The sequence below is a fragment of the Glaciimonas sp. PAMC28666 genome (assembly GCF_016917355.1).
GTDB lineage: Bacteria > Pseudomonadota > Gammaproteobacteria > Burkholderiales > Burkholderiaceae_D > Glaciimonas.
The window spans coordinates 4,612,825-4,627,351 of the sequence record NZ_CP070304.1 but is presented as its reverse complement, the minus strand read 5'-3'; the positions used below and the strand labels follow the sequence as shown (position 1 = coordinate 4,627,351).

19 protein-coding genes and 1 tRNA gene are annotated in these 14,527 nt (G+C 52.3%); 16 read left to right on the top strand and 4 right to left on the bottom strand.

All coding sequences use genetic code 11. The annotated features are described in order from the left end of the window. Positions 1-59: 59 nt before the first annotated feature. From JQN73_RS19905 to JQN73_RS19890, 4 genes are all read left to right on the top strand, one after another. Positions 60-136, top strand: a tRNA-Pro gene (locus JQN73_RS19905). Between the two features lie 1,047 nt (positions 137-1,183). Continuing rightward, positions 1,184-1,588, top strand: a complete 405-nt coding sequence (locus JQN73_RS19900) for a translesion error-prone DNA polymerase V autoproteolytic subunit (RefSeq protein ID WP_240162337.1) — start codon at positions 1,184-1,186, stop codon at positions 1,586-1,588. Between the two features lie 2 nt (positions 1,589-1,590). Then, the gene (locus tag JQN73_RS19895; protein WP_205320658.1) at positions 1,591-2,889 is read left to right on the top strand and encodes a Y-family DNA polymerase; all 1,299 of its coding nucleotides are present in this window, start codon (positions 1,591-1,593) and stop codon (positions 2,887-2,889) included. A gap of 195 nt (positions 2,890-3,084) precedes the next feature. Beyond that, on the top strand, positions 3,085-4,014 hold the full coding sequence (locus JQN73_RS19890) for a hypothetical protein (RefSeq protein ID WP_205320657.1): 930 nt from the start codon (positions 3,085-3,087) through the stop codon (positions 4,012-4,014). 400 nt (positions 4,015-4,414) lie between these two features. Here JQN73_RS19890 and JQN73_RS19885 read toward each other — a convergent pair whose 3' ends face one another. From JQN73_RS19885 to JQN73_RS19870, 4 genes are all read right to left on the bottom strand, one after another. Next, on the bottom strand, positions 4,415-5,101 hold the full coding sequence (locus JQN73_RS19885; RefSeq protein WP_205320656.1) for an SOS response-associated peptidase: 687 nt from the start codon (positions 5,099-5,101) through the stop codon (positions 4,415-4,417). An 89-nt stretch (positions 5,102-5,190) separates the two neighbouring features. Next, on the bottom strand, positions 5,191-5,409 hold the full coding sequence (locus JQN73_RS19880; protein WP_205320655.1) for a hypothetical protein: 219 nt from the start codon (positions 5,407-5,409) through the stop codon (positions 5,191-5,193). Next, positions 5,406-6,485: a phage portal protein gene (locus tag JQN73_RS19875; RefSeq protein ID WP_205320654.1), complete on the bottom strand. Its 1,080-nt coding sequence runs from the start codon at positions 6,483-6,485 to the stop codon at positions 5,406-5,408. The genes JQN73_RS19880 and JQN73_RS19875 overlap by 4 nt, the downstream gene beginning before the upstream one ends. Continuing rightward, positions 6,482-8,287, bottom strand: coding sequence for a terminase ATPase subunit family protein (locus JQN73_RS19870; RefSeq protein ID WP_205323483.1), 1,806 nt, complete (start codon positions 8,285-8,287; stop codon positions 6,482-6,484). The genes JQN73_RS19875 and JQN73_RS19870 overlap by 4 nt, the downstream gene beginning before the upstream one ends. Before the next feature lie 143 nt (positions 8,288-8,430). Between JQN73_RS19870 and JQN73_RS19865 the strand changes: the two genes are divergently transcribed. From JQN73_RS19865 to JQN73_RS19815, 12 genes are all read left to right on the top strand, one after another. Continuing rightward, complete coding sequence (locus JQN73_RS19865) at positions 8,431-9,270, top strand: GPO family capsid scaffolding protein (RefSeq protein WP_205320653.1); 840 nt, start codon at positions 8,431-8,433, stop codon at positions 9,268-9,270. 56 nt (positions 9,271-9,326) lie between these two features. Continuing rightward, positions 9,327-10,364 carry a phage major capsid protein, P2 family gene (locus JQN73_RS19860; protein WP_205320652.1) on the top strand — a complete coding sequence of 346 codons (1,038 nt, stop codon included), beginning with the start codon at positions 9,327-9,329 and terminating at the stop codon, positions 10,362-10,364. Positions 10,365-10,367: 3 nt separating this feature from the next. Continuing rightward, positions 10,368-11,096 carry a phage terminase small subunit gene (gpM, locus tag JQN73_RS19855; protein ID WP_205320651.1) on the top strand — a complete coding sequence of 243 codons (729 nt, stop codon included), beginning with the start codon at positions 10,368-10,370 and terminating at the stop codon, positions 11,094-11,096. A gap of 103 nt (positions 11,097-11,199) precedes the next feature. Then, a complete protein-coding gene (locus JQN73_RS19850) occupies positions 11,200-11,685 on the top strand; it encodes a head completion/stabilization protein (protein WP_205320650.1) in 486 nt (161 codons plus the stop codon). 11 nt (positions 11,686-11,696) lie between these two features. Further along, positions 11,697-11,903, top strand: a complete 207-nt coding sequence (locus JQN73_RS19845) for a tail protein X (protein WP_205320649.1) — start codon at positions 11,697-11,699, stop codon at positions 11,901-11,903. 15 nt (positions 11,904-11,918) lie between these two features. After that, positions 11,919-12,281 carry a putative holin gene (locus tag JQN73_RS19840; RefSeq protein ID WP_205323324.1) on the top strand — a complete coding sequence of 121 codons (363 nt, stop codon included), beginning with the start codon at positions 11,919-11,921 and terminating at the stop codon, positions 12,279-12,281. Further along, a complete protein-coding gene (locus tag JQN73_RS19835; protein WP_205320648.1) occupies positions 12,268-12,567 on the top strand; it encodes a phage holin family protein in 300 nt (99 codons plus the stop codon). The genes JQN73_RS19840 and JQN73_RS19835 overlap by 14 nt, the downstream gene beginning before the upstream one ends. Continuing rightward, on the top strand, positions 12,564-13,019 hold the full coding sequence (locus JQN73_RS19830; RefSeq protein ID WP_205320647.1) for a D-Ala-D-Ala carboxypeptidase family metallohydrolase: 456 nt from the start codon (positions 12,564-12,566) through the stop codon (positions 13,017-13,019). Before JQN73_RS19835 ends, JQN73_RS19830 begins: the two co-directional genes overlap by 4 nt. Beyond that, positions 13,010-13,432, top strand: coding sequence for an Rz-like lysis system protein LysB (gene lysB, locus JQN73_RS19825; RefSeq protein ID WP_205320646.1), 423 nt, complete (start codon positions 13,010-13,012; stop codon positions 13,430-13,432). The genes JQN73_RS19830 and lysB overlap by 10 nt, the downstream gene beginning before the upstream one ends. Then, positions 13,326-13,553 (top strand): Rz1-like lysis system protein LysC, encoded by a 228-nt coding sequence (gene lysC, locus JQN73_RS22565; RefSeq protein WP_240162336.1) that lies wholly within the window; start codon positions 13,326-13,328, stop codon positions 13,551-13,553. The genes lysB and lysC overlap by 107 nt, the downstream gene beginning before the upstream one ends. Then, positions 13,531-14,016, top strand: coding sequence for a phage tail protein (locus JQN73_RS19820; protein ID WP_205320645.1), 486 nt, complete (start codon positions 13,531-13,533; stop codon positions 14,014-14,016). Before lysC ends, JQN73_RS19820 begins: the two co-directional genes overlap by 23 nt. Further along, the gene (locus tag JQN73_RS19815; RefSeq protein ID WP_205320644.1) at positions 14,013-14,477 is read left to right on the top strand and encodes a phage virion morphogenesis protein; all 465 of its coding nucleotides are present in this window, start codon (positions 14,013-14,015) and stop codon (positions 14,475-14,477) included. The genes JQN73_RS19820 and JQN73_RS19815 overlap by 4 nt, the downstream gene beginning before the upstream one ends. Positions 14,478-14,527 lie beyond the last annotated feature (50 nt).

The following is a 14,527-nucleotide window of genomic DNA, read 5'->3' as shown; positions in this document are numbered from 1 at the left end:
GGACTTTCACAATCCGGCTGGATTAAATCGTCCCTGCCCTGATATAATAACAGGGTAGTCGGGGCGTAGCGCAGCCTGGTAGCGTACTTGGATGGGGTCCAAGGGGTCGAGTGTTCGAATCACTCCGTCCCGACCATTAGAATCAAAGGGTTAGCTAAAACCCTGTATGGAAACGCAGCACTGTATTTTATACAACCGTATAATATGCAGGCTGCGTTTTTCATTTTAGATCGTTCCAATCCCAAATCTACCCTTAATATTTGGTGGCCAGTTTTTGTCCGGCAAAAAAATTTTCCCTCTTCCCTTGTCTTATATTTGTAGCGCGAATGGCGACAAGTTGTGCGAGTCCGGCCGGTCGAGTTCGTATCCATTCGATAGATCGGGATGCTCAATATTCCGGCACAAGCGGGTACTAAGTCCCAATTGAAATTCCTAATGTGAGTGAGACCTTTGGCCTAAAAGCCCGACTCATCTATCCGCCACGCTTGTAAGAATTAAGCGTATCAAAAGAACATTTTTTTTGAAGCCAATTCTGGCACCTCGCCAAAATGTGCTACCCCTCGGGGAAACGGTAACATTGGTAACCTTTTTTGGAAATCGGCCGCAAAGCCTTACTGGGTAAGGGTTTAGCTAAATCGGCAAAAGGTAACATCGGGGTAACTATGGGGTAATGAGGTTACCTTTAAAAAGGTAATATAGAAAAAAAATAATACTTATATATATCAATGACTTAGAGGAAGGTTACCTTTTAGGTTACCCAAGGTTACCTTTAAAAGGTAACCCCATAAAGCTATATAAATCAATCACTTACATCAAAAAATAGGGTATGGTTACCAAGGTTACCGTTTCCCCGAGCCCGACCTGGGACTTCCCCGATCTTTCCGAGTGCCTTCTACGCGTGGCGATTTTTACCCTTCTAGGTGCGTCACTTTGCGTCATCTTTTGTTGCCTAAAATTGCCGTTAGAAGGCAGTTTTCTCCTATGTGCATCACTTTTGAAAATTTGAGTCAAAACCACCCAATTTAGCGGGCAGGCGTGGCGTGGGGATAGTTGCGCGCCATGGCTCAAAGGTGATACGATACTGTATATCCATACAGTATAAATATACCGCGCCATGAGCCCAATAATAAGCACGCAGACGTGCAGTCCAGTTAGCCTGGTACAACACCCTTGCCAAGCCCCGTTGGCTCCTGTCGCCTCCTCTCTGCCTTTGTTTCTCATCAAGGTACCGGCTGGCTTCCCCTCGCCCGCTGCTGACTACGTTGAAGAAACGCTGGACCTCAACACTTACCTTGTAAAGCATAAGGCTGCATCGTTTTACTTTACGGTTGAGGGTGACAGTATGACCGGCGCTGGCATCCTCGCGGGAGACCGGGTGCTGGTTGATCGTTCCATTGAACCCAAGCACGGTCATATCGTCGTCGCCGTGATCAGCAATGAATTCACGTTGAAGCGGCTTTATCGATGGCGCGGCGTTGTGGAATTACGGCCTGAGAATTCGGCTTACAAAGTTATCCGGATAACGGAGGACGATGACTTGCAAATTTGGGGCGTGGTGGCCGGTGTAGTGCGGAAGTTTGCCGTCTGATCATGGGCGGCACACCTCCCCAGTTATTTGCCCTGGTCGATGTCAACAATTTCTATGTAAGTTGTGAGCGCGTTTTTAATCCGCGGTTGGAAGGAAAGCCAGTCGTTGTCTTGTCGAATAACGACGGCTGTGCAGTGGCACGGTCCAATGAAGTGAAGGCACTGGGCGTCAAGATGGCCGCGCCGTGGTTTCAGTTGCAGGATCTGGCGCGCAAGCACGGCATCATTGCGCTGTCGTCAAACTACACGCTGTATGCCGATATGAGCAACCGCGTCATGACGATCTTGCGCGAGTACAGTCCCGAGGTAGAGGTCTATTCGATTGATGAATCATTTCTCAGCCTGAACGGCATGGCTGGACATTGGCCGACATTGACTGACATGGGGCAAGCCATCCGGCATCACGTCAAACAATGGACAGGCCTACCGGTATGCGTCGGGATCGGGCATTCCAAAACGCTGGCCAAGATGGCTAACCACATAGCCAAGAAGCAAGCATCTTTTAATAGCGTATGCGACCTCGCCTGTATGCACAGCGATGATATTGATGAAGTCCTGAGTCACATTGACGTCGGTGAAGTCTGGGGGGTCGGGCGCAAGATCAGCGACCGGCTGCGCAATATGCACATCGATACGGTCCAGAAGTTAAGAGTCAGTCCTCCGAAAGCGCTGCGCGAACAATTTGGCGTCGTCATGGAGCGTACCTGCAATGAGTTGCGCGGCATATCTTGCATAGCATTAGAAGAGGTTTCGCCACCAAGGAAGCAGATTGTCTCGTCCCGGTCTTTTGGCACAGCAATAATGACGATCAAAGAATTGGACGAAGCCGTGTCGATGTACATGGCACGCGCATCAGAAAAATTACGTCGACAAAAGTCTGTCTGTGGTGCGATTCACGTGTTCGTGGAAACAGACCGCTTTCGATTAGATGATCCTCAGTATAACAACGGCATCACCATATCGTTACAGGAACCATCAGACGACGTGCGCACGTTAACTGGTCTAGCACTCCACGGATTGAAACACATATTCCGCGAGGGTTTTAAGTATAAAAAAGCGGGTGTGATGCTGATGGACATCTATTCCGGATCAATCCAACAAGGGGCCTTATTTGATGCTGGACCTAAAGCCAAGCATTCGCCCGCTGTCATGTTCGCGCTTGATGCGCTGAACGCACAATACGGGCGAGATACGGTACAAGTTGGCTCTGCCGGGGGATTGGGACGCTGGGCAGCGCGCTTCGATAACAAAACACCCCAATATACGACCGATTGGAACCAGCTTCCAAAACTGAAGCGTTGAAACTTTTTTGCATAGGCCCCTAAAACATTTTGCCATTCTCAACAAACAGTTGATAGCCAATTTTCGGAATCCGACGCATTTCGCATAGTCCTTTGCCGCTAACATTTAGCATTAGGATGCTCTGCAAAAATTGAGCACTAATCGATAAACATTTAATGTATTATCTGACAACTAACTCAAGCTTGGGGATCTGAGATGAATGAAGAAACGTTACGTATAACCCGAGTCGAGAGCCAGGTCAAAGTTCGTTTAGCCCCCTCAGTAAACGGGCGCGAGAATAACCCTGTCAAAAAGGCGACTTATGCTGAAGTTGCAGACCGGGCGAGATCTGTAAGGGCGATTTTGGAAGAGCGCGGCATTCGCCTCCATCAAGACAGCACTCTAGGCAAACTCCTGCGAGACGCGGAAAACTTAGTCAAGGACCTGGACGAGGGCAAGAAGTACGATAGCACCCGACGTGCGATTATTGCCATGCACGCAAATCGTATTGCAGAGGCCATTATAGAAGTACGGGCCGACCCGGCAGCCTATCTGTGCCTTGAGCGTATTGCAAAAAAAAATGTAGATTTGTCCCTGCGCTTGTGTTCGCAGGGAAAGGACCACCTTTGGGAGTTGGTCCTCTTGTCTTTTTGTCGTAATCACGGGCTCTCTGCGAAGTTAGTCGATCCGCCCGATATCATAATTGATCTTGCTGGTGTTAATCATCCCGTTGCTTGCAAGAAGGTGTATTCAGAAAAGAGTGTAGAAGCCCAAATGCGTAAGGGGGTAAAACAACTTTCTGCTCAGAGCTTCATTGGTGGGATCGTAGCGTTTAACTTGGACGACCTTACCCCTGAGGACGTCATACTCGAGGGTCTCACTTATAATGAAACATCAGATTTTTTGGCAAAACTCAATGCAGCCTTCATTGAAAGGCACCGGCGGTTATTTGAAAAATATGTGAAAGAAGGCCGCTGCGACGGCGTCCTGATATCCACAACGGTCTTAGCTGGTCTAAAACTGGCGGATACACATTTCAACACAATGACGCAGACTATGTTGTGGACGTTAAGTAGTGCGAACGCAGGAACGCGGGCACGCATGAGCGCTCTTCAAATGGCGTTTGATGGCGAAACGGATTATTAGTAAATCCACGTTGCAGTCAGCCCAGTTTGTGACCATCTAAATCAGCCAAAGAGCAACCTCCAACAATCGAGGTTGCTGTATAGGTGAGGGCTAATACCGTTCGCTGTCATCCCTGCCGTAAGAGCGAAAAATACTTCGAACAACGACCCAAAAACCGCGAATGTAACTGTTTTATTAGAATATATATTATTCATAATTGATCCTTCCAGAGAGTTTAAAGTTGGACTGGAAATATTTGTTAACTGATCAGAAACGATCAAAAAGAACCAGCAACTCAAAAACAAAATGGCAGAAGCAAACAGCGACGGATTCGAACCGCCCGCACCTCCGAAGACTTAAAATCTAAAGATGTTTAAAGATTAATACCAGTAAAAATTTCCGTCAAGTATTTACTAGCAAACTAGCGTTTTTCCTCAACAGCCTCAACCATAAACGGCTCACTCCTCCCCGCCCGATTAACCTCAGTCGACACCATAAACCACTCAAAGCAATCCGGCCCCAGCGCCATCTGACGGGCAATCTGTTCAGCCTGCTCCGGCGACAAACCATTATCCATCCATGCCAACGCATCCTCAGCCGACAGCACAACCGGTCGCCGGTCATGCACATCCACCAGACCGCCCTCAGCCGCAGCGGTCACAATGACGAAGCCGGAACCTTCTTGTAATTCTCTGTCCGGCCTAAAATCCGTCATTGCGGCAAAGAACATCGGGCCACCGCTTTTCAGTTTGATATACCAGGGCTGTTTATGCCCCTTTTCCCCGGTCCATTCAAACCATCCATCAGCAGGAACAATAGCGCGTCCAGTCCGGAACATCGCCCGAAATGCGGGGCCGGTCGCGGCCTTCTCTAGCCGCGCATTGATCATCATCGGTAATTTTCTATCGACCGCCCACTTTGGACGAAAGCCCCACGGCACTGAATCGACGGCCCTCACCCCGCCGAATTGGTGCATCAATAGAGGCTCGCTACCGGGTGGGACATTCCAGTTTGGTTGCCAATCCTGTTGGCGGTATTGCGCATCCGTCCAGCCCATTTCTTTGGCGTAGGATTCGGCGGTTCTGGTTTGAGTAATGCGTCCACACATAGGAAGAGAAGTTCAATTAAAGGTTAGTTATTAAACATCCAATACCTCATATTAGCCCAAGAATGCAGTCATCCGAGCTTATTTGAATATCAACCCACAAACTTTCCCGAGCGCAGCAAAGCCGCCCTTTCCTTCTCAAAATCATCCCGACAATCAACATCACAAAACTGCCCCGTCAACGCCACTAGCGCATCGCAAAACCGGCACTGACCATTCGGCGCAATACGCTCTGCCCTTCGCACAGCTGCCAAAGAAATCGCTATGTCATTCGCAATCACCGCATCAGCACGGTCGGCAAGATCGCTCATGATTTTTCCTTCTCGTCGTCAGCCTTCTCGCCCGTTACCAGGGTGTACTCTTCAAACTTCACCACCTCGTGGCCCAGCCACTCATTCAGCGCCATGAACTGAGCCTGCAGCGGCACCAACTCATTGCGCGCAAAGACTCGCGCCGCAGGTTCCACCGCACCGAATCCACCGGTACTGTTCGGCATAATCCCCAATAATTGCGGCGGTACCCGGTGCGCGGCCAGCACGTCATCTCGCGTCACGCCCTTCACGTTGAAAAATTCATCCTTGGCCGCCACGTCGGAGACGGGCAATATCTGGATCCCGTCTTTCTTCCCGCTTGGGGAATACAGAAACAGGTTGCGAAAATTACCGGGGCCTTTGCTGTTGTGCATCGCCTTTCGCATGTTAAGAACATCCTCGTTGTTAACGCCTGGATCTGTCATGTAAAAGATGAAGCCAGCATGGGAGCCGTTTTTGTAATACTTGCGCCGGAACAAAGTCGCTGCTTCGTTGAGCCATGCCGACTGCAACGCGCTTAGATATTGGGGCACGCCATAGACCTCCTGATTGATATCAGGATCCATTAAATGAAAGATCGACCCCTTCTCAAAAACGTGTTCCTCCTGCAGGCTATTGATGAAGTAATACAGGTCTAGGTCCCGACCGCGTCGGACGTATTTCGCCAACGCGTGGTTGAATTGCAGAGTCAAGCCGGTGCGACTGGTGCGCTCCTCCAGGTAGGCATTTCCGAAGGTCAAAAAATCTAACGCAAAACGCTTGAACACGTCCCGCGACAGATATTTATTCGGCACGAAGGTCGATGTCAAAATATTGGTTTTAAAGTAGAGGGCGCTGCTGTGATGCACGCTGGCATTGAACGATTTAGCCAACCCTGGAAAACTCACTGGCGGCTCGTACCACTTACCGTTCAACCAGCATTCAAAGCTATCCAGCACTTCGCTATGGTCAAGAACCGGTGTCGGGTCGCCGAAGGTAAAGGCTTCGACACCGTGGCCGCCGCCCGGTACCGTCGCGGCCAGCGCCGTTTGTATGGCATGGTTGGCACGCTGGCCACGTTGCTGTCGTCTACTCATGAGGTGAACATTTCCATAAAAGAGGGAGTGCTTTGGTGTATGCCTTCGAACGGTTCATTGTCGAGAGCGTGCATGCAGGCCCACGCAAGATCGGCGTGACCGGTCTCTGCGGTGCGTCCTGCGTCGTAGGTGACTTGCCGACCGCTAGGGGTCAGTATCTTGCGGATGGTCATGAAAGATTGCGCGATGTCGGTCCAGCCTGCATCGAATTCCAACCGCCCTTTATTGATGATGTTTTGCGCCTTCAGTACCATCCGCGTTTTTACTTCCGGCGAATAGTTGATCGCCGTCACCATCGGAAAGAACTGTTTGACCAATGGAAAGACGCCGATCCCCATGCCGGTGGTGTCGATGCCGATGTACTCCACATTGAACCGTTCAGTAATTTCCTTGATGGCCTTCGCCTGCGCGTCAAAATCGATCCCACGCCATTGGTAACGCTCCAGGACGCGGAACTTGCCACCTGCGACCAGCGGCGACGCAATGACCGCGCAACCAGCGCTATCGCCGTTTAAGGACGGGTCGTACCCGATCCACACTGCGCGGTTGCCAAACGGACGTGCGGTAAATGGTTTGTAATCGTCCCAGTTGACCCACGAATCGATCATGCAGCGCTGCAATGCCACCAGCGGAAACACCGACTGCGTATCGTCGATGAAGTTACACATCAGCAGGTTGTCGAACTGATCCGGGCTGTACTCAAAATTGCGCAGCTCGTCGATATCAAACAGATTGCAGCCGCCCCGTTCGGCATCCAAAATCGTGACAATCTGACGCCAGATTTTGTCTTCGCCTGTGAAGCCCGATGCCAATCGCTTATGACTGATATCGATACTCAGTTGATCGGCCTTCGCCCGACGTTTATTGAATAGCTCGCCAGTCCAAAACGGATAAGCCTGATGCGTGATCGCGGATGGTGTTGAAAAATAGGTCTTGCGCCACTGCTTATGCAACGCCATGCCGGAAGCGACCTTGTTTAATTCGGCAAAATTATGCGTCCAGAAAAATTCATCAAAGTAAAAATTACCGTGATAGCCTTGCGCGGTTCTTGCGTTGGTTCCAAGAAAATATAAGTGGGCCCCGTTTGGTAAAACAATCGGATCGCCACTCAGATCCACGCCCGCCGCGTCCTTGGCGAACTGAATAATGTACTGCTTGAAAACATGCGCTTGCGATTTGGACGCTGACAAAAAGATTTGATTACGCCCAGTCTCAAGCGCGTCTGCCAAGGCTTCCCGCGCAAAGTACCAGGTCGCACCAATCTGACGCGACTTCAAAATCACGCGTGTGCGCTGGTTACTATTGCGATGCCACACCTTTTGATAGTCGAACAAAGAATCCTGAAACGCATCCAATAATTGCGTGCGTTGTTCATCGCTAAATTCGTTCCGGGTTGGCTTTTTCTTCGGTCCTGCATTGCGGTTGGCCAGCTTCGGATTCAGATCCACTTCGTTGCCACCCGGTGCCTCGTAGCGCCGCACGCGGGCGGTCTGGACCACTTGGCGCATCAGTAGATCAATCTCCTTAAAGTCGCCTCCGCTCTTGGTATCCTTCCCGATCAATTGCACCAAGCGCGCTTCCAGAGATGATTCGATCTTTTCAAGCGGCGTGGCTTTGTCCCATTCATCGCGCTGCTTCCAGCTTTCTATGGTGGTCCGCTTTTGCTGCAGATGCTTCGCAATGGACGTCACCCGCCACCCGCTCCAATACAAATGCTTGGCAACGCGGCGCGGATCAATCTCGGCAGAGATCTCCGGCATCGACGATTCTGCAATAAGCGGGGGGTTCAGCAATTCAGGCATGCCGCAAGCGTATGCGTCACGCGCGCGTAGCGGTGTTAATACGAAGTTGCTATGCCCCATAACAACTCTGTGATGGTTGAGTCAAGTGGCGCAAGGCCCGACTATGGAGTCCTCATCAAGTCAATTGGACCTCGATACCCACCATGACAGATAAACAAAAATCAAAATTTTTCCGCGTGGCATTGGAAGGGGCGACTACCGATGGCCGCGTCATTGATCGCGCCTTCATTGAGCAAATGGCGGCGCGTTTTAATCCTGCGACCTACGGGGCACGTGTCTGGCTGGAACATCGGCGTGGCTTGCTACCCGATGGCCCTTATAAAGCCTATGGAGATGTACTCGCCGTCAAGGCAGAGGAAGTGGTTTTGGATGGTATCAAGAAGTTGGCTTTGTATGCTCAAGTGTCACCAACACCAGATCTGATAGCAATGAACAAAGCACGACAAAAGATCTACACCAGTATTGAAATAAATCCCAGTTTTGCAGACACCGATCAAGCCTATTTGGTCGGCTTGGCCGTTACCGATAGCCCGGCCAGCCTCGGCACCGAAATCTTAACTTTCGCAGCCCAAAACCCCGCTTTTAGTCCATTTTCCAGTCGCAAGCAAGACCCCAACAACCTTTTTTCCGTTGCGGTAGAAACCGAACTGGAATTTGAAGATGACCTGCCAACGCAACCCGAAGGAATCAAATTGACCGATGCAGTTAAAAACATCCTTAAGCGGTTCACTACCAAAACCACCAGCGACAGTTTGCAGTTTGCCGACATCACTGAAGCCGTCGCCCTGCTCGCCACAAACGTGAACGATAACGCGGAACAATTTGCGAACAGTCAAGAGCGTATTAACGTCCTGGAAGCCGCATTAGCTGCATCCAATGAAGCCTTCGCTACTTTCAAGCAAGCAATCGATGCCACAGACGGCAATCCAACACAACGACCAGCGGCAACCGGTGGCATCGGTGCACAGCAAACCGACTATTAACGTCAGCGCCCAGCTATTCACGCACCAATACCACTTGCAGATCGGAGCATCACCACATGAAAAAAGAAACCCGAATCGTCTTTGACAAATATGCACAGCGTCTGGCCCAACTTAATGACACCGGCAGCGTAGCCCAAACCTTTAATGTCGATCCCAGCATTCAGCAAAAGCTGGAAACCAAGATGCAGGAGTCGAGTGAATTTCTCGGCAAGATCAACATCATTGGCGTCACTGAATTGGAAGGCGAAAAGCTCGGCCTTGGCATCTCCGGCCCCATTGCCGGTCGCACCAATACCGACAAGGCTGATCGCAAAACCCGCGATATGGCCACGCTCGACAGTCAGCGCTATCGCTGCGAAAAGACCAACTTCGATACCCATATCAAATATCAGACCTTGGATGCATGGGCCAAATTTCCAGATTTCCAGCGACGCATTGCCAATACCATTCTGACCCGTCAATCGCTGGACCGCATGATGATCGGCTTCCACGGGACTAGTGTCGCCGCCGATACGGATATCGACGCCCATCCGCTGCTTGAGGACGTCAACATAGGTTGGCTGGAGCAGATGCGTCGACAAGCACCGCAACGGGTGATGAATAAAGGAAAAGCGTCAGGCCCACTATTAATCGGCAGCAATGCCGATCTTCAAGGCGATTATGCCAACCTGGACGCCGCCGTGTATGACGCCATCAACCTGCTTGACCCATGGTTTCAAAAGGATAATGGCTTGGTTGCTATCGTTGGCCGCGCACTGCTACATGACAAATACTTTCCGCTCATCAACACCAAACAAGCGCCGAGCGAGACACTGGCTGCAGACATTGTCATCAGCCAGAAACGCATCGGCAGCCTACAAGCCGTGAGCGTGCCGTATTTTCCCGACAACGCGATATTAATCACGCGTTTTGACAACCTATCGCTCTACTGGCAAGAAGGTGGCCGTCGTCGTCGGGTCGTCGATGAAGCCAAGCGTGACCGCATCGAAAATTACGAATCCTCCAACGATTCCTATGTAGTCGAAGACTTCGGTCTCGGTGCCTTGCTAGAAAATATCGAACTGGTACCGGATGTGCCAGCGCCGAAGGTGTAACCGATGAGACACCTTTCCCCTGCTCTGCGTCATCAGGCACGCGTATTGGCCGAGCAAGCGGCGGCCAGTGCCGCGCCCGGCGCACGCACATCCGGATCGCAATATGAATTGCAACTTTACCAACTGGCCGAGCATAAGCGTTCCTTAAAATCGATCCAGTCAATCAAAGCAAAGATCGGCCTCAAAGCAAAATTGTTGCCGGACTATCAAGAATGGATAGATGGCGTCCTCGCTGCTGGAAACGGCGGTCAGGATGACGTTCTGACCACCATACTGGTCTGGACTATCGATGTAGGTGACTTTGATCGTGCCATTGACATCGCCCGCTATGCCGTCACACACAAGATGACCTTGCCCGACCAATACAGCCGCGATATCCCAACCATGTTGCTGGATGAATTTTCCGGTGCCTATCTGAGCGGCCCGCTGGCGGACGATCCTAAACACGCAGTGTTGATTCTGGGTGCAGTCGGTGAAATGACGCAGAACAGCGATGTGCCGGACCAAGCACGGGCCAAACTACACAAGGCACTTGGCTATGCCCTGCTTGAGGTCGCGAACGGCGGCGCGGATGACAAACAAGACTTTACTCGCACCAAACTTCCCATGGCGCAAGCTGCCTATAACAATCTGAAACGCGCTGTTGCCTTGTTCGAAGGTGTCGGGGTAAAAAAAGATATTGAAAGACTTGAACGACGCCTGAAAAAGGCAACCGTAGTAGCAGCTATCTAGGTAAATCGAGCACCCCATGGCGCACGGCGGCGCGGGTGGATCATTGACTGGTTAGTCTAGTGTGAAACCCGCCCACCGCCGTTTTATTGATAGGAGTCGCCCAATGAGCTTTATGGCTATCACCCAAGTAACATCGCACCAAGCGGATGATTTCACAACGGTGGAAAACGATGGCTGGTTTCCTCCCATCGACTTACCGCATATGCGAAATGCCATGCGTCTGGATGGTACGGTTACCGGCCCGCGCTTAACGCAAGCGGTCATCGACGCCATCCTCCACGTCAATGAAGAACTCTCGGCATGGAAGCAAATGCAAGTCGTGGCTGGGTACCTGGCATTGGTAGATATTCCCGCAAGCCAGGTTAATCGCGAAAGCAAACTAATGATCTATTACCGACGCGCAGTCTACAGCACCGCCAAAGCCGACCTGCTGGAAAAGTACCGCGACTACGACAGCACCGCATCGTCTATGGCTGATAAAAAATCTATGGCCTATCTAGATGAAGCACCCGGCGAACAGCGCCGCAATGCGCATTGGGCGATTGCCAATTTGGTGGGCCGTCCGCAGCTGACGGTTGAATTGATTTAACGACACTGACGATGCTCGTACGCGCCCAACAATACGACACGCTGGACCTGCTCTGCTGGCGACATCTGGGCGCGAGCGCCAGCGTGGTCGAAGCCGCGCTGGAACTCAATCCCGGTCTGGCCGAAAGTGGCCCGTTTATTCCCCACGGCCAGCTGGTGACGTTACCCGCGCCATCTGCCACGCCCGCCACACGCCAGACCATCAATCTCTGGGATTAACCTGTGAAAAACGCCATGGCCGACGCCAGCACCACCACCTTATTGCTCACCACCGGCACCGGCATCGGCCTATCGTCGCTGGTGCCAGGAATAGACGGCAACGCCCTAATCGGGGCCTTTGCAGGTGCCGCATTGGTCGCCATTTCCAGCAAGAGTCTGCCGCTCGTGCAACGACTGGCCTACTTGATGATTTCATTAGTCATCGGCTATCTGGCCGCGCCGGAAGTCATCCGCCACACACCGCTCGAACAATCCGGCGTCGCCGCCTTCTTCGCGTCCGCAGGCGTGATCGCCCTGACGCTACACGGTATCGATTTGATTAAAACAATTGCGCTGCCAAACTGGCTGCGCAAAGGAAAAGGCAATGATGAACGCTAGCGACGCAATAAACGCCACCACCACGATCTTCACGGCCATCGAACTGTTCAGCTATAGCGCCACCTGCGCCCAGCTGCTGTGCTATCGACGCGGGGTGTCCAACTACCGTGTCCATATCTCGCTCCTTGCGTGGGTGATGATCGTTTTTAGCGGCACCTCTGCGTTGGAGATCCTGCTCGGCTATGGTCACACGTCGTTTGGTCAGGCCGGTCTCGCGCTCACCTGGTCGGCTCTGGTGTTTCGCGCCCAGGGCAACGTCTCCCACATCCTCCGAGGAAATCAATGATTACGCTCACGCAACACTTTACGCTCCAGGAATTCATCTACAGCAACACCGCCCGCATACTCGGCATCAACAATGCGCCCACGCCGATCATTATCGGCAACCTGCGCCGCCTCGCACGCTTTGATGAACTGGTCCGGCTCGAGCTGGGCGGTGTCGGCATGACGATTTCCAGTGGTTATCGTTGCCCGGCCTTGAACCGTGCGGTCGGCGGCGCTCACAACAGTAGTCACCTCACGGGATTAGCGAACGACTTTATCGCCCCCGCATTTGGCACGCCGATGGCGATCTGCCGAAAGCTAGATCAGTCCTATCTTCAGTTTGACCAGTTGATCTATGAACGCACCGGATCGGCTGTGTGGGTCCATCTAAGCATCGCCGCTGAAGATACAAAACCGCGCCGCCAGGTATTAACGATTGATCGGCAAGGTACGCGGGTCGGTCTATGGTCCTGATCTTAAAATTGCTGATCGGATGCCTGCTGGTTGGCGGACTGTCGACCGTAATTATTAATCAACGCGGTCACCTGATCGCGGCCAAAGAGCGGGCCGAGCGCGCCGAGCAAGGAGTCATCGACCGCGACGGTCTCATCGCCACATTAAAAGCCACCGATACCAAAAACCGCAAGGCCCTCGCTGCCCTGCAAATCCAGCGCGACGGCATCGCCGCCACACTCTCAACACGTGAACAGCACATTAAAAAGCTCCAACATGAAAATAACGTTATTCGCCCTTGGGCTGAGTCTCCTTTGCCTGACGCTATTGCCCGGCTGCGCCAGCGTCCCGCACTTGCCGGCGCCGACGCTTATCGTCAATGGTTGTCCGCCAGTGAGCCGCTGTCATTTGCCACCGAGCGCACCAGACAATAACGGTGCGCTGCACCTTGCGCTCGAACGCACCGAATCGGCCTGGGCCACCTGTGCCGCCCAGGTCGACATGATCGTGAATTGCCAACAAGAGATCAGCCATGTTCAAACCAGACAGCCTTAAAGCCCATCTAATGGCGGCCAATCCCGACCTCCGCCAAAATCCCGACAAGCTGCTGGTGTTCGCCGACGAGGGCAATGTGGTCGCCACCGGGACCGGATCGCTATCGTTTGAATATCGCTACAAATTGAACCTGATCGTCACCGATTACGCAGGCGCTCCGGACGCGGTCATGGTGCCGCTGCTGGCATGGATTACCATTCACCAAAACGACTTACTGAACAATCCGGAACTGCGACGAACCGGCATTGGCTTTGACGTCGATTTTAATAATCATGAAACGGTCGATCTGTCGATCAAGCTGGACCTGACCGAACGGGTCGTCGTCAAACGCAACGGTGGCAGGCTCGACATCCGCCATCCGCCCGAGTCGCAACCGACGCCAGGCTACATCGACGAGTTCTGGACGCTATACCAGGGCGAATCCTTGCTTGCGGAATGGCATACGCCCATTCACCCTGCATGAGCGACGACCTGCAAGCTATTGAAGAATGGGCGGGTGCGCTGCTGTTAAAGCTGCAACCGGCACAGCGCCGCGCCGTGAATAGACAAGTCGCGCAAGATTTGCGCCGCAGTCAGGTCAAGCGTATTGCCGACCAGCAAACGCCGGACGGCGAGGCCTATACGGCGCGCAAACAACGCAAGAACCTACGGGGCAAAAGTGGTCGGATCAAACGACAAAAGGCCGCGATGTTCACCAAGTTGCGCAAACAGAAGAGCCTCAAAATCTTGCAAGATGCCAATCAGCTAGCAGTGGGATTTTACGGACGCGTGGCGAGCATTGCACGGGTCCATCAAGAGGGATTAATGGATCGGGTCACCAAAAGAGGCACGGAAGTGCGCTACGCGGCCCGACCTTTACTCGGCTTTAGTGCCGAAGATCACGCGTTGATTCGGGAATCGTTACTTAGGCATTTGAAACCTTAAAGCATCTTCTAAGCTAGTCTTGTTAGTAACGATAGGCCGCCACCATAGCG